13 protein-coding genes are annotated in these 23,812 nt (G+C 75.6%); 12 read left to right on the top strand and 1 reads right to left on the bottom strand.

Annotation, left to right across the window (positions count from 1 at the left end; translation table 11 throughout):
* From AC2TEW_RS36060 to AC2TEW_RS36030, 7 genes are all read left to right on the top strand, one after another.
* Positions 1-4,836 (top strand): non-ribosomal peptide synthetase (locus tag AC2TEW_RS36060; protein ID WP_484627478.1); only part of this gene is annotated, 4,836 nt, incomplete at its 5' end.
* Between the two features lie 30 nt (positions 4,837-4,866).
* Positions 4,867-6,267: an enoyl-CoA hydratase/isomerase family protein gene (locus AC2TEW_RS36055; protein WP_484627477.1), complete on the top strand. Its 1,401-nt coding sequence runs from the start codon at positions 4,867-4,869 to the stop codon at positions 6,265-6,267.
* Positions 6,264-7,304, top strand: coding sequence for a thiamine pyrophosphate-dependent enzyme (locus tag AC2TEW_RS36050; protein WP_484627476.1), 1,041 nt, complete (start codon positions 6,264-6,266; stop codon positions 7,302-7,304). The genes AC2TEW_RS36055 and AC2TEW_RS36050 overlap by 4 nt, the downstream gene beginning before the upstream one ends.
* Positions 7,304-8,290 (top strand): alpha-ketoacid dehydrogenase subunit beta, encoded by a 987-nt coding sequence (locus AC2TEW_RS36045; RefSeq protein ID WP_484627475.1) that lies wholly within the window; start codon positions 7,304-7,306, stop codon positions 8,288-8,290. Before AC2TEW_RS36050 ends, AC2TEW_RS36045 begins: the two co-directional genes overlap by 1 nt.
* The gene (locus tag AC2TEW_RS36040) at positions 8,287-9,054 is read left to right on the top strand and encodes a thioesterase II family protein (RefSeq protein ID WP_484627474.1); all 768 of its coding nucleotides are present in this window, start codon (positions 8,287-8,289) and stop codon (positions 9,052-9,054) included. The genes AC2TEW_RS36045 and AC2TEW_RS36040 overlap by 4 nt, the downstream gene beginning before the upstream one ends.
* An 87-nt stretch (positions 9,055-9,141) precedes the next feature.
* Positions 9,142-9,360, top strand: a complete 219-nt coding sequence (locus AC2TEW_RS36035; RefSeq protein WP_033825532.1) for an MbtH family protein — start codon at positions 9,142-9,144, stop codon at positions 9,358-9,360.
* Complete coding sequence (locus AC2TEW_RS36030) at positions 9,357-10,697, top strand: aminotransferase-like domain-containing protein (protein WP_484627473.1); 1,341 nt, start codon at positions 9,357-9,359, stop codon at positions 10,695-10,697. The genes AC2TEW_RS36035 and AC2TEW_RS36030 overlap by 4 nt, the downstream gene beginning before the upstream one ends.
* A 222-nt stretch (positions 10,698-10,919) precedes the next feature.
* Here the strand turns inward: AC2TEW_RS36030 and AC2TEW_RS36025 are convergent, their stop codons facing one another.
* Entirely contained in the window at positions 10,920-12,590 is a 1,671-nt protein-coding gene (locus tag AC2TEW_RS36025; RefSeq protein WP_484627472.1) for an ABC-F family ATP-binding cassette domain-containing protein, read from the bottom strand.
* Positions 12,591-12,905: 315 nt separating this feature from the next.
* Between AC2TEW_RS36025 and AC2TEW_RS36020 the strand changes: the two genes are divergently transcribed.
* The 5 genes from AC2TEW_RS36020 to AC2TEW_RS36000 all read left to right on the top strand — a co-directional run.
* On the top strand, positions 12,906-20,060 hold the full coding sequence (locus tag AC2TEW_RS36020) for a non-ribosomal peptide synthetase (RefSeq protein ID WP_484627471.1): 7,155 nt from the start codon (positions 12,906-12,908) through the stop codon (positions 20,058-20,060).
* 97 nt (positions 20,061-20,157) lie between these two features.
* Positions 20,158-21,453 (top strand): LLM class flavin-dependent oxidoreductase, encoded by a 1,296-nt coding sequence (locus tag AC2TEW_RS36015; RefSeq protein WP_484627470.1) that lies wholly within the window; start codon positions 20,158-20,160, stop codon positions 21,451-21,453.
* Entirely contained in the window at positions 21,450-22,427 is a 978-nt protein-coding gene (locus AC2TEW_RS36010) for an LLM class flavin-dependent oxidoreductase (protein ID WP_484627469.1), read from the top strand. Before AC2TEW_RS36015 ends, AC2TEW_RS36010 begins: the two co-directional genes overlap by 4 nt.
* 15 nt (positions 22,428-22,442) lie before the next feature.
* Positions 22,443-22,994, top strand: a complete 552-nt coding sequence (locus tag AC2TEW_RS36005; protein WP_484627468.1) for an NADPH-dependent FMN reductase — start codon at positions 22,443-22,445, stop codon at positions 22,992-22,994.
* Between the two features lie 36 nt (positions 22,995-23,030).
* A partial coding sequence (locus AC2TEW_RS36000) for an S-adenosylmethionine synthetase N-terminal domain-containing protein (protein ID WP_484627467.1) occupies positions 23,031-23,812 on the top strand: 782 nt, incomplete at its 3' end.

Raw genomic sequence — 23,812 nt, 5'->3', positions numbered from 1 at the left:
GATCCGTCGTCGTGGCCGGAGCCGGTGCCGATCGGGCGGCCGGTGGACGGTGCGCGGGTGTATGTGCTGGACGGGTTCCTGCGTCCGGTGGCGCCGGGTGTGACGGGGGAGTTGTACCTGGCGGGTGCGGGTCTGGCGCGCGGGTACCTGGACCGTCCGGGGTTGACGGCTGCGCGTTTCGTGGCGGATCCGTTCGGCGGGTCCGGTGGCCGGATGTACCGGACCGGTGATCTGGCGCGCTGGAACGCACGCGGTGAGCTGGAGTTCGCGGGCCGGGTGGACCATCAGGTGAAGGTCCGGGGGTTCCGGATCGAGCCGGGTGAGGTGGAGGCGGTGCTGTGCGCTCTGCCGGGGGTGGCGCGGGCGGCCGTGCTGGCCCGGGAGGACCGGCCGGGGGACCGCCGGTTGGTGGCGTACCTGGTGCCCGCGGCGGGTGCGGTGCTGGACCAGAGCGAGGTGCGGGAGGCGCTGGGGCGGGTGCTGCCGGCGTTCATGGTGCCGTCCTCGTTCGTGGTGCTGGACGCGCTGCCGCTGACGCCCAACGGCAAGCTCGACCGCGCCGCCCTGCCCGCCCCCACCCGCACCGGCGGCGGCCGCGACCCGCGCTCCCCGCAGGAGGAGATCCTCGCCGGGCTGTTCGCCGAGGTGCTCGGCCTGCCGAAGGTCGGCATCGACGAAGGCTTCTTCGAGCTCGGCGGGCACTCGCTGCTCGCCACCCGGCTGACCAGCCGGATCCGGACCGTCCTCGGGGCCGAACTCGCCGTCCGCGACCTGTTCGAGGCGCCCACCGTCGCCGCCCTCGCCGAGATCCTGCGGCGCCCGGCCGCCGGCGCCAGGCCCGCACCGCGCCGCCGCAGCCGCCCCGACCGGGTGCCGCTGTCCTCCGCGCAGAGTCGGCTGTGGTTCCTCAACCGCCTCACCGGACCCGACCCCAGCTACAACCTGCCGGTCGCGCTGCGGCTCACCGGGCCCCTGGACCGCGCCGCGCTGCGCGAGGCCCTCGCCGACGTCACCGCCCGGCACGAGAGCCTGCGCACCGTCCTGCCCGAGCACGACGGCGCCCCGTACCAGGAGATCCGGAGCGCCGAACAGGCCCGGCCCGCCATGCCGGTGGTGGCGACCACCCCGCGGCAGCTGGCCGGCGACCTGGCCGCCGCCGCCCGGTACGGCTTCGACCTGACCACCGAACTGCCGCTGCGCGCCACGCTGTTCACCCTCGGCCCGGACGAGCACGTGCTGCTCCTGCTGCTGCACCACGTGGCCGGCGACGGCTGGTCGCTGGCCCCGCTCGGCCGCGACCTGGCGGACGCCTACACCGCCCGGCAGGCCGGCCGCGCCCCCGACCGGGAGCCGCTCGCCCTGCAGTACGCCGACTACGCGCTGTGGCAGCGCGAACTGCTCGGGGACGAGGACGACCCGGACGGCCTGCTCAACCGCCAGCGCAGGTACTGGCGCGGCGCCCTGGCGGGCCTGCCCGACCACCTTCCGCTGCCCACCGACCGGCCGCGGCCCGCCACGGCCGGCAACCGAGGCGAGGCCGTCCTGCGCACCCTGCCCGCCGGTCTCCACCGCGACCTGCTCGCCCTCGCCCGGGACAACGGCGCCAGCCTGTTCATGGTCCTCCAGGCCGGGCTCTCGGCCCTGCTCACCCGGATGGGCGCCGGCACCGACATCCCGCTCGGCACCCCGGTCGCCGGACGCACCGACGACGCGCTCGACGACCTGGTCGGACTGTTCATCAACACCCTGGTGCTGCGCACCGACACCTCCGGCGACCCGACCTTCCGCGACCTGCTGGGCCGCGCCCGGGAGACCGCGCTCGCCGCCTACGCCCACCAGGACCTGCCGTTCGAGAAGCTGGTCGAGGAGCTCGGCCCCGGCCGCTCGCCGGCCCACCACCCGCTGTTCCAGGTACTGCTGGCACTGCAGAACACCCCCGGGGGCACCCTCGCGCTGCCCGGCGTCGAGGTCCGGGCGGAGCACGTCGGACTCGGCGCCGCCAAGTTCGACCTCACCTTCAACCTGGTCGAACGCCACGACGAGGACGGCCGGCCCGCCGGTGTCGACGCGATGCTGGAGTACCGCACCGACCTCTTCGAGGCCGCCACCGCCGACGCCCTCGCCGACCGCCTGGTGCGCCTGCTGGCGCACGCCGCGGCCGACCCCGACCGGCCGATCGGACTGCTGCCCGTCCTCGACGAGACCGAACGCGGCCTCGCCCTGACCGGCTGGAACGCCACCGCCCACCGGCCCCGGCAGTCCGGCTCCTCGCTCGCCCGCCGCTTCGCGCAGCAGGCCGCCCGCACCCCGGACGCCGTCGCCGTGACGGCCGCCGGCGAGCAGCTGACCTACCGCGAACTCGACCGCCGGGCCAACCGGCTGGCCCACCGGCTGATCGCCGAGGGCGTCCGCCCGGAGAGCCCGGTGGCGGTCCTGCTGGAACGCTCCGCCGACCTGGTGGTCGCCACCCTCGCCGTCCTCAAGGCCGGCGGCGTCTACGTGCCGCTGCACACCGGGCACCCGGCCGAGCGGATGCGACGGGTGGTGTCCGACACCGGCGCCCGGCTGCTGCTGACCGACCCGGCCTCGGCCGGACGGCTGCCCGACCCCGGCACCGCCACCCTGCTGCTCGGCCCCGCCGGCGCCGCCGCCGACGGCCTGCCCGACCACGACCCGGCCCTCCCGACCGCCCCCGACCAGCTGGCCTACCTGATGTTCACCTCGGGCTCCACCGGCGCCCCCAAGGGCATCGCCATCACCCACCGGGACGCCATCGACCTGGCGCTGGACCGCTGCTGGGAGCCCGGCCCGGACGCCCGCGTCCTGATGCACTCCCCGTACGCCTTCGACATCTCCACGTACGAGCTGTGGAGCCCGCTGCTGTCCGGCGGCAGGATCGTGGTCGCGCCGCCCGGCGACCTGGACGCCACCGTGCTGCGGCGGGTCCTCGCCGCCGAGGGCGTCACCTCCCTGCTGCTGACCGCCGGCCTGTTCGGGGTCGTCGCCGACGAGGCACCCGACGTCTTCACCGGGGTGGCCCAGGTGTGGACCGGCGGCGACGTGGTCCCGCCGACCGCCGTCCGCAGCGTCCTCGCGCACTGCCCGGGCACCGTCGTCAAGGTCCTCTACGGGCCCACCGAGACCACCCTCGGCTGCACCTGGCACAAGTTCACCGACCCCGCCGACGTCCCCGACCTGGTCCCGATCGGCCGCCCGCTGGACAACACCAGGGCCTACGTCCTGGACGCCCGGCTGGAGCCGGTCGCCCCCGGCGTCACCGGCGAGCTGTACATCGCGGGCGCCGGCCTGGCCCGCGGCTACTGGAACGCGCCGGCCCTCACCGCCCAGCGGTTCGCCGCCGACCCCTACGCCGACCTGTTCGGCGAACCGGGCGCCCGGATGTACCGCACCGGCGACCTCGCCCGCCGCACCACCGACGGCGTGATCGAGTTCCTCGGCCGCTCCGACGACCAGGTCAAGATCCGCGGGTTCCGGATCGAACCCGCCGAGGTGGAGGGCGCACTCGCCGCCCACCCCTCGGTGGCCAGGGCCGCCGTGGTCGCCCGCACCGACCGCTCCGGCGGCAAGGCCCTGGTGGCGTACCTGCTGCCCGCCGACCCCGCCGCCGCACCCGACCCGGACCGGCTGCGCGCCGACCTCGAGTCCCGGCTGGCCGACTACGCGGTCCCGGCCGCCTACGTGGTGCTCGACACGCTCCCGCTGACCCCCAACGGCAAACTCGACCGCACCGCCCTCCCCGAACCCGACTGGGCCGCGGCCGGCACAGGACGCCCGCCCCGCGACCCCCGCGAGGAACTGCTGTGCGCCCTGTTCGCCGAGGTCCTCGGCGTCGAGCGGATCGGCATCGACGACGGCTTCTTCGAACTCGGCGGCCACTCCATGCTGGCCACCCGCCTGACCGGCCGGATCAACACGGTCCTCGGCACCGAACTGCCCGTCCGCACCCTGTTCGAGGCGCCCACCGTCGCCGCCCTCGCCGCCCGCCTGGACGGCGCCGCACCCGCGGCCGACCCGCTGGGCGTCCTGCTCCCGCTGCGCACCACCGGCAGCCGACCCCCGCTGTTCTGCCTGCACCCGGCCGGCGGCTTCGGCTGGATCTACGGCGGGCTGCTGCGCCACCTCGACCGCGACCAGCCGCTGTACGCCCTCCAGGCCCGCGGCCTGGCCAGGGACGAGCCGCTGCCGCCGACCCTGGACCGGATGGCCCAGGACTACGCGGAGCAGATCCGGACCGTCCGCCCGGACGGCCCGTACCAGCTGCTCGGCTGGTCCTTCGGCGGGCTGCTCGCCCACGCCGTCGCCGCCCGCCTGGAGGCCGAGGGCGCCGAGGTGAGCCTGCTCGCGGTGCTCGACGGCTACCCCGGCTCCTACGGCGCCGACGGCCACCAGGTCGGCGAACAGGAGGTGCTGGCCATCCTGCTCAACGCGGCCCGGGTGGAGCGCGCCGAGTTCGGCGACGGACCGCTGCACCGGCCGCAGGTGATGGCCCGGCTGCGGGAGACCGGCAGCGCCCTGGCCGCCCTCGACGACGACGCGGTCTCCCGGCTGGTCGCCGTCTTCCTCAACAACACCCGGCTGCTCCAGGGGTTCACCCCCGGCCACTTCGGCGGCGACCTGGAGTTCTTCTCCGCCACCGTCGGCCGCACCGACCCCGCCCTCACCGCCGGCCTCTGGCAGCCGCACATCGGCGGCCGGATCGAGGAGCACCCGCTGGACACCGACCACGCCGGCCTCGCCCGGCCCGAGGCGTTCGCCGAGATCGGCCGAATCCTGGCCGCCCGGACGGACCGCCGGCCCGCCGCGGCACCCCGCTGAGCAGACCCGACCCACCGAACGGAGAGACCCTTGCGCCCCACCCTCACCGCGGACGCCGTGCGCGGCGCCGGCCCCGGCGACCGCACGGCCGCACCCGACGAGGACTTCCGGCCGACCGGAGCCTTCCAGCGCGACCGCGACCAGGTCACCGCCCGCCTGCAGACCCTCACCCAGCTCATCGACGACCTGCCGCCCCGCCCCGACCGCACCGGGGCCCAGCAGCACACCGCCGACACCCTGCACCTGCGCGCCCGCCGGCTGCGCCGCACCTTCCTGGCCCGCTACGCCGAGCACGTCTACGCCGAGCTGACCGACGGTCTCACCCGCCACCCCCGGCTGGAACAGCTCGCCCAGCTGGCCGCCGAGCGCCACCCCGGACTGGTCCCCGGCCGGGAGCGGCTCGCCGCCGAGGCCCGGCTCGCCCAGCGCGACAAGGAGGGCTGGGAGGTCGACCTGGGCATCTTCTTCCACGCCGTGCTCGACTCGCCCCGGGCCGGCACCCACCTGCTGCACTCGCTGCTGCGCCCCACCCCGGCGGCGCTCGCCGCACTGCCCGAGTACCGGCGCACCGGCCGGGCCGACCTGAAGGTCGCCACCGTCACCCGCCGGGCCGGCATCGCCCACCTCGAACTGTGCAACGACGCCTACCTCAACGCCGAGGACGACGCCGCCGTCGAGGCCCTGGAGACCGGCACCGACCTGGTCCTGCTGGACGAGGCCAGCCACGTGGGGGTCCTGCGCGGCGCGGCGATGTCCCACCCCGCCCACCGTGGCAGGCGGGTCTTCAGCGCCGGGATCAACCTCACCCACCTGTACCACGGCGAGATCTCCTTCCTCGGGTTCCTGCTGCGCCGCGAGACCGGGTACATCGCCAAGTTCGTGCGCGGCCTGTGCCTGGAGGAGGAGACCGACGAGCGCTGGTGGCCGCAGGCCGACAAGCCGTGGGTCGGCGCCGTCGACTCCTTCGCGATCGGCGGCGGCCTGCAGATCCTGCCGACCCTCGACCGGGTGGTCGCCGCCGACGACGCCTGGTTCAGCCTGCCCGCGATGGAGGAGGGGCTGGTCCCGGGCGTCGCCAACCTCCGGCTGACCGCGCTGACCGGCGCCCGCCTCGCCCGCCGGCTGGTGTTCTGGGGCCACCGGCTGCGGGCCGGCGACCCCGAGGCGGCACTGCTGTGCGACGAGACCGCCCCGGCCGACGCGATGGACGCCGCCGTCGAACGGGCCGCCCAGCACCTCGACAACCCGGCCGTCGCCGCCAACCGCCGCATGATCACCCTGGGGGAGGAGCCGTTCGACGTGTTCCGCCGCTACCTGGCCGCGTACGCGCTGGAACAGGCCTACCGGCTGCACAGCGCCGACCTGATCGCCAACCTGGAACGGACCTGGATCAGCCGCTCCCGGGCCCGCAGCGGCGGCGGGCGCCGATGAGCACCGTCGACACCGCCCCCGCACCGGCCGCCACCGAGGTGCCCGCGGCCCGGCAACTGCTGATGTACCAGGCGATGGTGGTCGGCCGGGCGTTCAACCAGCAGGCCACCGCGTTCAGCCGGCAGGGCCGGATCGCGGTCTACCCGTCCTCGCGCGGCCAGGAGGCCTGCCAGGTCGGCTCGGTGCACGCCGTCCGGCCCACCGACTGGCTGTTCCCCACCTACCGGGAGAGCGTCGCGCTGCTCACCCGCGGCATCGACCCGGTCGAGGTGCTCACCCTGTTCCGCGGCGACCGGCACTGCGGCTACGACCCGGTGGCCGAACGGACCGCCCCCCAGTGCACCCCGCTGGCCACCCAGTGCCTGCATGCGGCCGGCCTCGCCGACGCGGCCCGGATGAGCGGCGACCCGGTCGTCGCGCTCGCCTACATCGGCGACGGCGCCACCAGCGAGGGCGACTTCCACGAGGCGCTCAACTACGCCGCCGTCCGCCGCGCCCCCGTGGTGTTCCTGGTCCAGAACAACCAGTACGCGATCAGCGTGCCGCTCGCCAAGCAGACCGCCGCCCGCACCCTCGCCGACAAGGCGCCCGGCTACGGCATGCCGGGGGTGCGGATCGACGGCAACGACGTGCTGGAGGTGTACCGCGCCGTCCGGGACGCCGCCGACCGGGCCAGGGCCGGGCACGGACCGACCCTGGTCGAGGCGGTCACCTACCGGCTGGACGCCCACACCAACGCCGACGACGACACCCGCTACCGGCCCCCGGGCGAGGCCGAGAGCTGGGCCGGCCAGGACCCGGTCGACCTGCTCGAACGCCGCCTGCTGGCTGCCGGCGTCCTCGACCGGCCCGCCGTCGCGGAGGCCGCCGCCGCAGCCGCCGCCTTCGCCGCCGGACTCAGCGCCCGCTTCGCCGAGCCGCCCACCGGCGACCCGATGGAGATGTTCCGGCACGTCTACCACCACCTGCCACCGCACCTGCGGGAGCAGTCGGCGCAGCTGGCCGCCGAACTCGCCGCGGCCGAGGAGGGGGAGTGATGTCCGGGACCACCATGGCGCGGGCGCTCAACACCGCCCTGCGCGACGCGATGCGCGAGGACCCGAGGACGGTCCTGTTCGGTGAGGACGTCGGCGCGCTCGGCGGGGTCTTCCGGATCACCGACGGCCTGGCCGCGGAGTTCGGCGACGAACGCTGCTTCGACACCCCGCTCGCCGAGTCCGCGATCCTCGGCACCGCCGTGGGCATGGCGATGTACGGCTACCGGCCGATCGTCGAGATGCAGTTCGACGCCTTCGCCTACCCCGCGTTCGAACAGCTGGTCAGCCACGTCGCCAAGCTCCGCAACCGCACCCGCGGCGCCGTCGGCCTGCCGCTGACCATCCGCATCCCGTACGGCGGCGGCATCGGCGCCGTCGAGCACCACAGCGACTCCTCCGAGATCTACTACATGGCCACCCCCGGACTGACCGTGGTCACCCCCGCGACCGTCGCCGACGCGTACGCCCTGCTGCGCCGCTCCATCGCCTCCCCCGACCCGGTCGTATTCCTGGAACCCAAACGCCTGTACTGGCGCAAGGAGGAGCTCGGCCTGCCGGTCGACACCGGCCCGCTCGGCTCGGCGGTCGTCCGCCGGCCCGGCAGCCACGCCACCGTGGTCGCCTACGGCCCGGCCGTCAGCACCGCCCTGGAGGCCGCCGAGGCGGCCGCGAAACTCGGCTGGGACCTCGAGGTGGTCGACCTGCGGACGCTGATGCCGCTCGACGACGCCACGGTCTGCGCCAGCGTCCGCCGCACCGGCCGGGCCGTCGTGGTGCACGAGGCGCACGGCTTCTCCGGCCCCGGCGCGGAGATCGCCGCCCGGATCACCGAGCGCTGCTTCTACCACCTGGAGGCCCCGGTCCGCCGGGTCACCGGCTTCGACGTGCCCTACCCGCCGCCGCTGCTGGAGAGCCACTACCTGCCCGGCGTCGACCGGATCCTGGACGCGGTCGCGTCCCTGGAGTGGGAGGCGGTCCCGGCATGAGCGCACCCGACACCGCGGGCTGGTTCCGCTGCCTGCGCCCCCGCCCGGCCGCCCGCACCAGAGTGCTGTGCTTCCCGCACGGCGGCGGCTCCTCCGCCGCCTACCGCACCTGGCACGAGCTGCTGCCCGACGAGGTGGAGCTCTTCGCGGCGGAGTACCCGGGCCACGCCGACCGCCTGCTGGAACCCCTCGTCGACGACCTCGCGGAGCTCGCCGACCGGGCCTGCCGGGCCGCCCTGCCGCTGCTGGACCGGCCGTTCGCCCTCTACGGCCACAGCCTGGGCGCCCTCGTCGCGTACGAGACCGCACTGCGGCTGGAGGCCCGCGGCCACCACCCGCTGCGGCTGACCGCCTCCGGCATGCCCGCACCCCACCTGGTACGCCCCGGCGAGGTCCACCTCGGCGACGACGCCCGGGTCCTCGCCGAACTCGACCGGCTCGGCGGCGTACCGGCCGACCTGCTCGACCACCCGGACCTGCGGGAGCTGGTGCTGCGCACGGCTCGGGCGGACTACCGGCTGGCCGAGACCTACCGGCCCGCCGCCCACACCGTGCTGCGCGCCCCGGTGACCACCCACCGGGGCCTGCAGGACCCGGAACTGACCGCGGCCGAGGCGGCCGGCTGGTCCGCCGCCACCACCGGCGCGACCGTCCACCGCACCTTCCCCGGCGACCACTTCCACCCGGCCGCCGACCGCGCGCCGGTGATCGCCGACGTGCTGCACGGCCTGGGCGCGGCGCCGTCAACGCCGTCAGCGCGCTGACAGCGCCGCGCCGCAGGCTGGGCCGTGGCCCGCCGGGACCGAACGGCCGCCCGCCGCCCGCACACCGACCCATCCGAGGAGAGAACCATGACCAACCCCTTCGAGGACACCGAGGCCAGCTATCTCGTCCTGGTCAACCACGAGGGCCAGTACTCGCTGTGGCCCTCGTTCGCCGAGGTGCCGGCCGGCTGGACGGTCGCCGTCCAGGCCACCGGCCACCAGGACGCGCTCGACCGGATCGCCGAACTGTGGACCGACATGCGGCCCAAGAGCCTCATCGACGCCATGAACGGCGCGTCCGCATGAGCCCGGCCCCCGGCCCGGCGGCCGGACTCCTCGACCCCCCGAGGCGGCCGGCGTCCGCCGGGGGCACGCTGAGCACCGCCGACCTGCACGCCTCGCTCACCGACCCGGCGCTGACCTCGATGACCCTGCTCAACGAGGTCACCGGCCGCTACCCCGACGCGGTCTCGTTCGCGGCCGGCCGGCCCTACGAGGGCGGCTACGAGATCGCCGCGCTCCACCGCCACCTGGAGACCTACACCGCCCACCTGGCCGCCGACCGGGGCTTCGACAGCGACCAGGTCACCCGGGCGCTGTTCCAGTACGGCCACACCAGAGGCATCATCACCGACCTGATCGCCCGCCACCTCGCCGTCGACGAGGGGCTGACCGTCGACCCGGAGGCGGTGGTGGTGACCACCGGCTGCCAGGAGGCCATGGTCCTGGTCCTGCGGGCGCTGCGCCGCGGCCCGCGCGACGTGGTGCTCGCCGCCGCCCCGACCTACGTCGGCTTCACCGGCGCGGCCCGGCTGGTGGAGATGCCGGTACGGCTCGTCCGGGAGGGGCCGGCCGGACTCGACCCCGACGACCTGGAACGGCAGATCCGGCAGGCCATGGCCGACGGGCTCGAACCGCGCGCCTGCTACGTCATCCCCGACTTCGCCAACCCCGGCGGCGCGGCGATGCCGGTGGCCGACCGGGAGCGGCTGCTGCGGATCGCCGAACGCGAGAACCTGCTGCTGCTGGAGGACAACCCGTACTCCATGTTCCACGACGGGGGAGCGCGGCCGCCGACGCTCAAGTCCCTGGACCGCGCCGCCCGGGTGGTCTACTTCGGCTCCTTCGCCAAGACCGCCTTCCCCGGCGCCCGGATCGGCTACGTCGTCGCCGACCAGCCGGTCCGCGAGGGCGGCCTGCTCGCCGACCAGCTCGCCAAGCTCAAGAGCATGCTGACGCTCAACACCTCCTCCGTCGCGCAGGCGGCCATCGGCGGCCTGCTGCTGGAGAACGGCTGCAGCATGGAGCGGGCCAGCGCGCCCGCCGCCGAGGTCTACCGGCGCAACCGCCGGGCCCTGCTCGCCGGCCTGGAACAGCGCTTCGGCGCACCGGACCACCGGGTCCGCTGGAACACCCCGGCCGGCGGCCTGTTCGCCGTCGTCACCGTGCCGTTCCGGGCCGACGACGCCGCGCTCGCGCACTGCGCGAGCCGGTACGGCGTGCTCTGGACCCCGATGCACCACTTCTACGCGGGCACCGGCGGGACCGAGCAACTCCGGCTCTCCTACAGCGTGCTGACCCCACCGGAGATCGCGACCGGCCTCGACCGGCTGGCCGCCTTCATCGCCGACCGCGCGCGCTGAGCGCCCGCACCGGCCACCCCTACCGGGCCCGCCCCGCACACCCCCGACGGGGCGGGCCCACCCCCCGGCCGCCCCCCGGTACGGGACGGCGCGCCGCCCGGGCGCGGACCTCCGGCCTGCGGCGGGCTCCGGCGGCCGTCCGGGCCTGCGCGGCGCAGCCGGGCGGAGGCCGTCACCGCCTCCGGCGGCTCCCGGAGCGCTGCGGCGACGCCCCCCGGCCGCTCACACCGCCGTGGGCGCCGGCGCCGCGAAGCGCCCGGCGGTCAGCTCGCGCTGCTCGCCGGTGAAGCGTTCCCGCAGGCGGCGGTCGTGCGACACCACCAGCAGCGCGCCCCGGTACTCGGCCAGCGCCTGTTCGAGCTCCTCCACCAGGTCGGGCGCCAGGTGGTTGGTCGGTTCGTCCAGCACCAGCACCTCGGCCGGCTCGCACAGCAGCCGCGCCAGCGCCAGCCGCCGGCGCTGACCGACCGACAGCTCCCCGACCCGCCGTCCCAGGTCGACCGCCCGGAACAGGCCGAGTGACAGCAGCCGCTCGCGGTGCTCCTGGCCGGTCCCGGCGCGCCCCGCCGCGAACGCGGCCAGCAGTGACCGCCCCTGGTCACCGTCGGGCACCTCCTGCGGCAGGTACCCGATCCGCCCCCCGGTGCGGACCTCGCCGGAGTCCGGCGCCAGCCGCCCGGCCACCACCTTCAGCAGGGTGGACTTCCCGGCGCCGTTCGGTCCGTGCACCAGCAGCCGGGCGCCCGGGGCGAGTTCCAGCGACTCCACGGCGAGCCGGTCGCCCACCACGACCTGCGACAGCCGCACCAGCGGGGCTCCCGCCCCGTCCCCGTTCCCGTCACCGGGCCCGCCCGGGCCGCCGTCCTCCGGCCGGGTGGTGATCCGGCCGGTGAAGCGCAGCGGGTCGGGCGGGCGCGGCACCGGGTTCTCCCGGAGCCTGCGCAGCCGCTCGAGCGAGTTGCGGACCCGGCTGCCGACCTGCCGTTGGACCCGGACGCCGTGGCTGAACAGCTGCAGCTTGTTGGAGTGGTTGCGCCGGTCGTAGGCGACCCGCCGGTCGGTGGTCGCGCCGCGCTGCTCCTGGCGGGCGATCTCCTCCAGCCAGGCGTGGTACGCCTCCTCCCAGCGGCGCCGGGCGGCCGCCTTCTCGGCCAGGAAGCCCTGGTAGCCGTCGCCGTAGCGGCGGACGGTGCGGCGGTCCCCGTCCACCTCCAGGACGGTGTCCGTCACCCGTTCGAGGAACAGCCGGTCGTGGCAGACCGCGACCACCGTCCCGCGGTAGCCGCGGACCCGGGCCTCCAGCCAGTCGAGGGCCGGGGCGTCGAGGTGGTTGGTGGGTTCGTCGAGCAGCAGCAGTTCGGGCTCGGCGGCCAGCACGCAGGCGAGGGCGAGGCGGGCCTGTTCGCCGCCGGCCAGTGAGCCGACCGTCCGCCCGAACCCGACCGCGGCGAGGCCCAGTTCGGCCAGCGCGGTGCGGACCCGGGCGTCGGCCCGGTACCCGCCGCGGGCCTCGAACCGGGCCACCAGTTCCCCGTACGCGTCGAGCGCGGCCCGGTCGGCCTCCGCCAGCCGGGCCTCCGCCCGGTGGATCCGGCGCTCCAGGGCGCGCAGGTCGGCGAGGGCCAGGTCGACGGCGTCGCCGACGGTCGCCTCCGGCGGCAGGCCGAGGGTCTGCCCGAGCAGGCCGGTCCCGCCGTCGGCGGTGACCGTCACCGTCCCCGTGTCGGGGGCCTCGCGGCCGGCCATCAGGCGCAGCAGGGTGGACTTGCCGGCGCCGTTGTCCCCGACCACCCCGACCACCTCGCCGGGGCGGACGGTCAGCGAGACCTGGTCGAGGACCGGCCGGCCGGCGTACGCCTTGGAAACGTCGTGGAGCGTGAGCTGAGAGGGCACGTTCGCATCTCCTGACGCCGGGTCACATCGTTATTGCCATACACCGTATAAGGCCGGCTCCGGACGGGCAACCGGATACCCGCCCCCGCGTCCGGCGCCCGGCCGACGGACTGTCAGCACCTTGTCAGCGCCGTGTGGACGGCGCTCGGCAGACTCGTGGCCGCACGTCGCAGCAGCGGCGCGGCACACCCGGAGCGCCGGACGGCGCCGCCGGAACGGCCGGCCGCGGACGGGCCGACGGTGCAGGCGGCGGAGCGGCACGGGGACCACCGGCCGACTCCCCACACCCCTGATCCGATCCAGGAGAGACCTCAGATGACCCTTGACCCCTCCCCGGACGTGCCGACCGGGACGCCCCCGGCGAACGGGGCCCGCCGCACGGCGCTGACCGAGGAACAGCTCGGACTGCTGCTCCACCACCGCAGCGACCCCGAGGCGTCCCCGTACAACGTGCCGCTCGCCCTCGACCTGCGCGGACCGCTCGACCTGCCCGCCCTCGACCGGGCCCTCGGCATCCTGACCGACCGCCACCCCATGCTCTCCGCCCGGGTCGTCGACGCCGAGCCGCTGCCTGAACTCGACCTCCTGCCCGGCCGCCGCCCCCAGCTGGAACGCCGCTCCGCCACCCTCCCCGCCGGCTCGGCCGGACCCGACAGCGACACCCTGCTGGCCCTCGCCCGGCAGGAACTGGACCTGGAACACGACGGCGTACTGCGCGCGCTGCTGCTGCGCCACGGCGCCGACCACCACACCCTGCTGCTGGTGGTCCACCACCTGGTGGTGGACGGCGAGTCCACCGCCATCCTGCTCGCCGACCTGCTCACCGCCTACCGGCAGGGCGGCCTCGAGGGCGAGCCGCCCGCCGGCTTCCCCGAGCACGTCGCCGAACGCGCCGCCAAGGCCGCCGCCGACACCACCGCCCTGGAGGCGTACTGGCGCGAACGCCTGGACGGCGCCGACGTGACCGTGGACTTCCCGCAGGACACCCCGGGCCGGCCCGGCGCCCCCGCCGGCCGCAGCGTCCCCGTGGAACTGGACGCCCAGCTGTCCGCCGAGATCGCCGGCTTCTCGCGCACCCACCGCGCGGGCCCCGCCGCCGTCCTGCTCGCCGCCTACCTGAAGGCGCTCGCCACCTACTCCCGCCAGGCCGCCCCGACCGTCGCCGTGCCGCTCGGCGTCCGCAGCGACCTGCGCCACGAACACACCGTCGGCTACTTCGTCCGGACCCTGCTGGTCCGCGCCCCCGACCAGGCCGCGACCAGCGCGGCCGGGTACGTCGCCCGGGTCCAGACCGAACTGGCCCGCGCGATCGACCACTCCCGGCTGCCCTTCCCCAGGATCGCCCGACTGATCCCCGGCGCCGACCCGGCCGACCCCCAGGTCTTCAACTGCACCTTCGTCCTGCACAGCTGGGCCGACACCTCGGCGGCCGCCGCCGACGGCGTGGAACTCCCCGGCGGCCTGCGGGCCCGCTGGCGCCAGGACGTCCCCTCCCCGGGCCTCGGCCTGCTCACCCTGGAGCTGTACGAGGGCGAGGGCCGGGTCCGGGGCCGGCTCAAGTACGACAGCGCGCGGATCGAGGCCGGTACCGCCGAGGCGTTCACCGAGCACGTGATCACCCTCGCCCGGCAGATCGTGCACCACCCCGAGCGGCCGGTCGCCGAACTGGACGGCGTCGGCCCCGGCGCCCGCGCCGCCCTCGACCTCCTCAACGCCACCGACCACCCCATCGGCGACGACGACGTCGACACCCTGCTGCGCCGCCGCACCGCCGCACAACCCGACCGGACCGCCGTCGAGTTCGGCGACCGCCGGTGGACCTACCGGGAGCTCGGCGAGCGCATCGACGCCTACGCCGCCGGGCTGGCCGGGCGCGGCGTCCGGGCCGGCGACCGGGTCGGCGTCATGCTCCCGCGCACCGACGACGCGGTCGCCGCGCTGCTCGCCGTGGTGCGCACCGGCGCCGCGTACGTACCGATCGACCCGGCCCACCCCGAGGCCAGGCGCCGGCACATCGCGGACAGCAGCGGAATGCGGACCGTCCTGGTCACCGCCGAGACCGAGCAGGTTTGCCCGGCCGGCCCCGAGCAGGTCCGCCTCGACGCGCTGACCACCGGCCCGACCGCCGCACCCGGGCAGGCCCCGGCCTTCGACAGCGCCCTGCACGTGCTGTACACCTCCGGTTCGACCGGCCTGCCGAAGGGCGTCCAGCTCAGCCACCGGGCGCTGGCCACCGACGTGCTCGCCGCCGTCCGCCACTTCGGCATCGGGCCCGACGACGCGATGCTGCTGAAGGCGCCGTTCACCTTCGACGTCAGCGCGCACGAGATGCTCGTCGCGCTGGTCGCCGGAGCCCGCCTGGTGGTCGCCCCGCCGGACGCCGAACGCGACCCCGACCTGCTCGCCCGGACCCTGGACCGGCACGCCGTCACCCTGCTGCACCTGGTGCCGTCCCAGCTGCGGCTGCTGCTGGAGGCCGCCGACTTCCCCGCCAACCGCACCCTGCGCACCGTGGTCAGCACCGGCGAGTCACTGCCCAACGAGCTGCGCACCGCCTTCGAGGCGATCCACCCGGCGCGCCTGCACAACGCCTACGGTCCGACCGAGACCTCGTACTCGACCGTCTTCTCCTGGCCGCGCGGCGACGACGGCAGCTGGACCCGGCGCGCGGAGGTGCCGATCGGGGTGCCGTTCGACAACATCCGCTGCTACGTCCTCGACGACGGGCAGCGGCTGCTGCCGCCCGGCGCACCCGGCGAACTGTGGATCGGCGGCGGCACGGTCTCCGACGGCTACGTCGGCGACCCAGCCCGCACCGCCGAACGCTACCGGGAGCTCGACCTCGGCGACGGCCGCACCGGGCCGCTCTACCGCACCGGCGACCTGGTCAGGCTGCTCGCGGACGGCTCGCTCACCCACCTGGGCCGGTTCGACGACCAGGTGAAGATCAACGGGAACCGGGTCGAACTCGGCGAGGTCCGGGCCGCGCTGATGGCCGTCGACGGGGTCGAGGACGCCACCGTCCAGGTCGCCCGGCACGCCGCCGGCAGCCTCCAGATCACCGCTTACCCGGTCCCGCAGCACCTCGACCCCGCCGCCGTCCGCCGGCAGCTGGTCCGGACCCTGCCCGCGCACATGGTGCCGGTCCGGATCACCCCGGTGGACCGGATCCCGCTGCTGCCCAACGGCAAAACCGACCGCCAGGAACTGGCCCGGCTGGCCGCCGCCCGCCCGGCCGATCCGGAGCACACCGAGCCACCCGCCGCGCCCGAGTCGGCCGCCGCGCCCGAGGCGCCTGCACCCGAGCCGACCGCCCCGAAACCGGCCACGCTCGCCGTGCTCCGTACGGTCTGGGCCGACCTGCTGGGCTCCGCCGCCGACGACAGCCAGTTCTTCGAGTCCGGCGGCGACTCGATCCTCGCCATGCAACTGGTCTCCCGGCTGCGCCGCGAGGGGTACCAGCTGGTGATGCGCGAGATCTACCGGCACCCCGTGCTCGCCGACCTCGCCGCCCACCTGGACCCCGGCACCCCGCAGCCCGCAGCCGCCCGCACCGGCGGCCCCCACGCCGCCCACCCGGGCGGCCGCCCGCTCGCACCGGTCCAGTCCTGGTTCTTCCGCCACATCAGGACCGACCTCCACCAGTGGAACCAGTCCGTGCTGCTGGAGCTGAACCGCCCGCTCGACCCCGCCCTGCTGCGGCTCGCCCTGCAGGCCGTGGTCGCCGCCCACCCCGCGCTGAGCGCCCGCTTCACCCACGACGGGCACACCGGCGACGGCCGGATGACCGACGCCGTGCCGTTCACCGCCCACCCGCCCCGCGAGGTGCTGTGGGAGCGGGACTTCGGCAGCGAGCAGGAGCTCGACGAGGTCCTCGAAGCCGCCGAGGGCAGCCTCGCCCCGCTGGACGGCCTGCACGTGCGCGCCGTCCTCGCCCGCGACCGCAGCGGCGGCCGGGACCTGCTGCTGATCGCCGTCCACCACCTGGTGGTCGACGGGGTGTCCTGGCGCATCCTGCTGGAGGACCTGGAACACGCCCTCGACGCCCTCGCCGACGGAGCCCTGCCCGCGCTGCCCGCCGAGGCCGGCAGCTACGGCGAGTGGGTGGACGGCCTGCCCGCCGTCGCCGCCCGCCCCGGGGAGAGCGAGTACTGGCTCGCCCTCGCCGAACGCCGCAGCGCCGCCCACACCCTGCTGCTGACCGGCCCCGCCCCCGACGAACAGCACCTCCGCCGACTGGAGTTCGCCCTCGACACGGACGCCACCCAGCAGCTGATCGGCCCGCTGCCCAAGCGCCTCGAGCTGTCCGTCCACCAGCTGATGACCGGCGCCTTCGCCCAGGCGCTCGCCCGGTGGCGGGGCACCTCGACCGTCACCTTCGACGTCGAGACGCACGGCCGCCACGGCCGGGACGACCTGTTCCGCACCGTCGGCTGGTTCACCGCCATCCACCCCGTCGTGCTCGACGCCGAACGCGCCCAGCACCCCGAACGGTTCGTCACCGAGGCGGCCCGCACACTCGCCGCGGTACCGCAGGGCGGCGTCGGCTTCGGCGCCTGCCGCGAGTACGCCGACCGCCCCGCCGTCCGAGACACCCTGCGCACCCTGCCGCCCGCCCTGGTCTGCTTCAACTACTACGGCCAGGCCGACCAGCTCAGCCCCGCGGGCCGGTTCCGGATGTCCGGCCGCCCCATCCCGCGCGAGCACTCCGCCACCTGCGAGCGGGTCTACGGCATCGAGGTCTACGGCATCGTCCACGACGGCCGGCTGCGGATGGGCCTGACCTGGGTCCCCAGCCCCGCCGACGGGGTCGACGAGGACGCCGTCGAAGCCCTGGTCGCCCAACTGCGCTGGGTCCTGGCCACCCTCGCCGGCGCCGACCCCGACGAGGTCCGCACCGCCGAGATCACCGCCCCCGGACAGGCCCTCCCGCAGCCCCGGACCGCCCGGGCGGCGGTACCGGCCGGACCGCGCCGCGAGAGCGTCCCGGTCACCGCCCAGCAGCACGGCCTGCTCCTCGACGCCCTCGCCCACCAGGGCACCGGCCGCTACGTCGAGCAACTGCACTGGCGCTGGCACGGCCCCCTGGACACCGAGCGCTTCACCGCCGCCTGGCAGTCCGTCTTCGACCGGGAGGCCGTCCTGCGCGCCGCCTTCGACTGGCAGGACCGGCCCCGGCTGGTCCTGCACGACAAGGTCCGCCCCGAGGTGGTCCGCCACACCGCCACCGGCACCGACTGGGACGAGCTGCTCGAACGCGACCGGCTGCGCGGCTTCGACCTGCGACGCCCCGGACTGGTCCGCGCCACCCTGGTCGACGAGGACGGTCCCGACGCCTGCACCCGGGTGCTGCTGACCTTCCACCACGTCCTGCTGGACGGCTGGAGCGTCTCCCTGCTGATCCAGCAGTTCTACCGGGCCTACCTGGCCGGCGCCGCCCCGCACCGGGGCCCCGAACGGCGCCCCGACCTGCGCGACTACGCCCGCTGGCTGCAGGCCCAGGACACCACCCCCGCCCGGGACTTCTGGTCCGCCGCGGTCCCCGCCGGACCGCTCGCCACCCGGCCCGCCCTGCCCGGCCGGCCGACCGGACAGCACGGCTCCGGACGGGCCGCCACCACCCTCACCAGGGCCGAGGCCGACCGGCTGCGCACCTGGGCCGCCACCCACGCCGCCACCGAGAGCACCGCCCTCAACACCGCCTGGGCGCTGCTGCTGAGCCGCGCCTGCGGCGCACCCGGCCCCGTCCGGGTCGGCTTCGGCGTCACCGTCTCCGGCCGCGGCATCCCGCTGGACGGGGTCGAACAGCTCCCCGGCCTGCTGATGAACTCGCTGCCGATGACCGTCGAGGTCGACCCGGCGGCCACCGTCCCCCAGCTGCTCGCCACCCTGCGCGACCGGGCCCTGGACATGGCCTCGTACGAATGGGTGTCCACCGGCCAGATCCACGAGTGGAGCGGCCGCGGCGCCGGCGAACGGCTGGTCGAGAGCCTGGTCGTGCTGGAGAACTACCCGCGCTCCCAGGGCGGCCTCGACCAGGACCTCGCCGCCCAGGGCATCCGGGTCGAACTCCCCGACGCGGCAGGCTCGGAGACCGCCTTCCCGGTCGCCCTGCTGGCCTACCGCGACACCGACGGCAGCCTGGTACTCGCCGCCGTCCACGACCGGACCCGGCTCTCCGACACCGACGCCCGCACCCTGGTCGACCGGTGCGCCCGCCTGCTGCGCGAACTCCCGGACACCGCCGACGGCCTCACCACCGTCGCCGACCTGCTGGAGACCATCCCCGACGACGCCCTGCCCCGGATGGCCGAACGCCCCGAACCGGCCCCCCGCACCGGCGACCACGGCGACGGCTGGCCCGACAGCGAGGAGTCCAAACTCCTCCAGGAGGCCTGGCTGGCCGTCCTCGGCACCCACCGGGTCGCCCCCGCCGACCACTTCTTCGAAGCGGGCGGCCACTCCCTGCTCGCCATGAAACTCCTGCGCGAGATCGCCGACCGCACCGGACACACACTGCGCCTGGACGACCTGCTGGCCCACCCCACCGCCGGGGCACTGGCCCGGCTGCTCACCGACGGACCCACCGCGGGCGGCGAGCACGGCGTGCTCGTCCCGCTGCGCGACGCCGCCGACCCGGCCGCCGGAACCCTCTACCTGGTCCACCCGCCGGGCGGACAGGTCGCCTGCTACGCCCAGCTCGCCCAGTGCTACCAGGGCCCCGAGGCGGTCATCGGCATCCGGGACCCGCGCGTCGACCAGCCCGAACCCGAGCACCTCAGCACCGAGGAACTCGCCGAGACCTACCTCCGGGCGCTGCTCCCCGCCCTGGAGAACGGCGAACGCATCGTGCTCGGCGGCTTCTCCGGCGGCGGCGTCATCGCCTACGAGATCGCCCAGCGGATCACCGCCGACGGCTGGCCGCCGCCGCTCGTCCTGATGATCGACGCCGGCGCCCCCGACGGCCGGATCACCGACGCCGACGCCGACGGGTCGTTCGCCTCCCGGCTGCGCACCGTCGCCGAGAACCGCAGCGGCACCGAGAACCGCACCGGCGCAGACGGGACCGGCGCCGGGACCGCAGCCGGCGCCGACGGCCAGGACGGCCCCGACGAGCCCGCCGACGCCGACGCCTACCTCGCCGAACTCGCCCAGATCGCCGACTGGGTCCGCGGCGACGGCGGCGGCGACCCGGTCGCCCTGATGCGCGACAGCGTCGAAGCCGTCCAGCGCTACGCGCCGCGTCCCTACCCGGGCCCGGTCGCCGTGCTGCGCGCCGGGGACACCGGCTTCGGCAAGGGGACCGACTACGACGAGAGCGACCGCTTCCACGGCCGGCCCGGCCTCGGCTGGGAGGACCACTGCGAGGACCTCGCCATCAGGGTCGTCCCCGGCAACCACGTGACGATGCTGACCGGCGACAACGTCCGCACCCTCGCCCGGATCCTGGCCCGCGCCGCCGCCGGCTGACCCACCCCGCCGACCCGCCCGGCCGACCCACCCCGCGGACCGTCCGGTCCCGACCCGTCCGGCCCCGACCTTCCCAGGCCCCAAGGAGCCCCTCCCCATGGCAGCATCCCGCAGGCGAATGACCCTCGCCGGCATCATCGACGGACCCGGCGGCCACACCGCCGCCTGGCGCCACCCCGCCACCAAGGCCGACGCCCAGCTCGACCTCGACTTCCACCTCCGCAACGCACAGACCCTCGAACGCGGCCTGTTCGACGCCGTGTTCATCGCCGACATCGTCGCCGTCTGGGGCACCCACCTCGACACCCTGTGCCACACCTCCCGCACCGAGCACTTCGAACCGCTCACCCTGCTCGCCGCCTACGCCGCCGTCACCGAGCACATCGGCCTCGCCGCCACCGCCACCACCACCTACAACGAGCCGCACCACATCGCCCGCCGCTACGCCTCCCTCGACCACCTCAGCGGCGGCCGCGCCGCCTGGAACGTGGTCACCTCCGCCGCGCCCTGGGAGTCCGTCAACTTCGGCCGCCCCGACCACCTGGAGCACGGCCGGCGCTACCAGCGCGCCGAGGAGTTCATCGACGTCGTCAAGCAGCTGTGGGACGGCGGCGGCGACGCCCGCGACGGCTCGCCCGGCGCCCCGCTGCACCACCGCGGCGAGCACTTCGAGACCTCGGAGCCGCTCGACGTCGCCCGCCCGCCGCAGGGCCGGCCCGTCATCATCCAGGCCGGATCCTCCCCGGTCGGCCGCGAGTTCGCCGCCCGGCACGCCGAGGTGATCTTCACCCGGCACAACCGCCTCGCCGACGCCCAGGACTTCTACACCGACCTCAAGGGCCGCGTCGCCGCCCACGGCCGCAACCCCGCACAGGTCCTGGTCTGGCCGACCCTCGCCCCGATCGTCGCCGCCACCGAGGCCGAGGCCCTCGCGGTGCTGGCCGAACTCCAGGACCTGGTCCCCGACCACGTGGCCCTGCGCACCCTCCAGGACTTCCTCGGCGTCGACCTGGCCGGCCACCCCATCGACGGCCCCGTCCCCGACATCCCGTACACCAACCAGTCGCAGAGCACCACCGAACGGCTGGTCGGCCTCGCCCGCCGGGAGAACCTCTCGATCCGCGGCCTCGCCCTGCGTCTGATGGGCGACGTCATCGCCGGCACCCCCGAGCAGATCGCCGACCACATGGAGTCCTGGTTCACCCAGGGCGGCGCGGACGGCTTCAACATCGACTTCCCCTACCTCCCCGGCTCCGCCGACGACTTCGTCGACCACGTCGTCCCCGAGCTCCAGCGCCGCGGCCTGTACCGGACCGCCTACCAGGGCACCACCCTGCGCGAGAACCTCGGCCTCGACCTCCCCGCCCGTACCCGGAAAGCAGGTGCCGCATGACCACCGGCCGGCCGACAGCCACCACCCCGCTGCTCCTGGCGGCCATCGCCCCGCACCGCGCCGGGCCCGGCACCGCCGCACCCGGCCTGCGCGAACTCGTGCAGCTCGCCCGCGCGGCCGAGCAGGCCGGCATGGACGCCCTGCTGCTCGGCGACGGCACCCCCGCCGCCCCCGGCCGGTACGAGGCCACCACCGCGGCCGCCGCCCTGTGCGCCGTCACCGAGCACATCGGCCTGCTGGTCCGCACCCCGCCCGGCGACCTCGCGCCCTACCACCTGGCGCGGATCACCGCCTCGCTCGACCACCTCGGCCGCGGACGCACCGGCTGGTGCGCCGACGGCACCGGCCCGGGCACGGCGGCGGCCGCCGAGTACCTCGAGGTCGTCAAGGGCCTGTGGGAGAGCTTCGACGCCGACGCCTTCGTCCACGACCGGGAGAGCGGACAGTACTGGCAGCTCGACCGGATCCACCGGCTCGACCATGACGGCCCGCACTACTCGGTGGCCGGCCCGCTCAACGTCGCCCGCCCGCCCCAGGGCCACCCCGTGGTCGCCGTCACCGACCCCGCCCTCGCCGCCGACGCGGACCTCGTCCTGCTGGACACCACCGACCCCGCCGAGGCCCGGCGGCTGCGGACCCGGCTCCGGCAGGACGCCGCCGACCGCGGCAGGGACGCCGACCACCTCAAGGTCATCGCGACCCTGCCCGCCGGACCCGGCCCGGACCCGGCGGACCTGATCGCCCGGTGGACCGAACAGCGGGCGGCGGACGGCTTCGTGGCCACCCTCACCGCACCCGACGACCCGTTCCTCACCACCACCGTGCCCGAACTGCGCCGCCGCGGCCTGCTGGGCGCCGGTCCGCTGGGCGCCGGATCGCTGGGCGATGGTCCGTCGGGCGATGGTGCGGCCCGTCCCACGCTGCGCGAGCGGCTCGGCCTCCCCCGGCCGGACCGCCGGCCCGCCACCGTCTGAGGAGGCGCCGCCACCATGGAGACGCTCATCCTCACGGGCAGCACGGCGCCGGCCTCCAGCAGCGCCCGGCTGGCCGCCCGGATCCGCCACCACCTGCAGCAGCGCGACCCCGGCGGCTCGGTGGTGGACCTCGACCGCCGGCTGCTGCGGCTGCCCGGTCTGGACGCGGACGCCTACGCCGGCGGCACCCTCGCCCTCGACCCGGACGTCCGCCACCTGGCCGACCGTCTGGCGGCCGCCCGGGCCGTCGTCCTCATCACCCCCGTCCAGCACGGCAGTTACGCGGGCGCCCTGAAGAACCTGCTCGACCACGCGCCGCGGGCCGCGCTGCGCGACCGGGCGGTCCTGGTCGCCGCCACCGGTGCGAGCGTGCACCACGGTGCCACCGCCTGCGACCACCTGCGGGCGGTGGTCCGCTCCCTCGGCGGCTGGACCGTCCCGACCCAGGTCATCGCCGAACGCGCCGACCTGCTCGGCGCCACCGCACCCGGGCTGGACACCAGGATCGACCGGGCCGCCGCCGAACTCCTGCTCGGCGCCCGGATGCTGGCACCGGCCGCCGTCTGACCGCCGTACCTTCCGCCCACCATCGACTGGAGAGCCATGTCCCGCCGCCTGTTCACCTCGGAGTCGGTCACCGAGGGACACCCCGACAAGATCGCTGACCAGATCAGCGACACCATCCTGGACGCCCTCCTCAAGGAGGACCCCACCTCGCGCGTCGCCGTGGAGACGCTGATCACCACCGGCCTGGTGCACATCGCCGGTGAGGTCACCACCAAGGCGTACGTCCCGATCGCGCAGCTGGTCCGGGAGAAGATCCTGGAGATCGGCTACGACAGCTCCAAGAAGGGCTTCGACGGCGCGTCCTGCGGCGTCTCGGTCTCGATCGGCTCGCAGTCGCCCGACATCGCGCAGGGCGTGGACACGGCGTACGAGGCCCGGGTCGAGGGCTCCGCCCCGGACGGTCGCGAGAGTGACCACCTGGACCGGCAGGGCGCGGGCGACCAGGGCCTGATGTTCGGCTACGCGTGCGACGACACGCCCGAGCTGATGCCGCTGCCGATCACCCTGGCGCACCGGCTGTCGCGCCGGCTGTCGGAGGTCCGCAAGAACGGCACCATCCCGTACCTGCGCCCGGACGGCAAGACCCAGGTCACCATCGAGTACGACGGTGACAAGGCGCTGCGCCTGGACACCGTGGTGGTGTCCTCGCAGCACGCGAGCGACATCGACCTGGAGTCGCTGCTGACCCCGGACATCCGGGAGTTCGTGGTCGAGCCGGAGCTGAAGCGGCTGGCGGACGACGGGATCAAGCTGGTCACCGACGGCTACCGGCTGCTGGTGAACCCGACCGGCCGGTTCGAGATCGGCGGTCCGATGGG

It is taken from the genome of Kitasatospora sp. NEAU-CNBT7, assembly GCF_057220535.1.
Note: the sequence above shows the minus strand (reverse complement) of the source record. Positions and strands in the feature narration are given on the sequence as shown.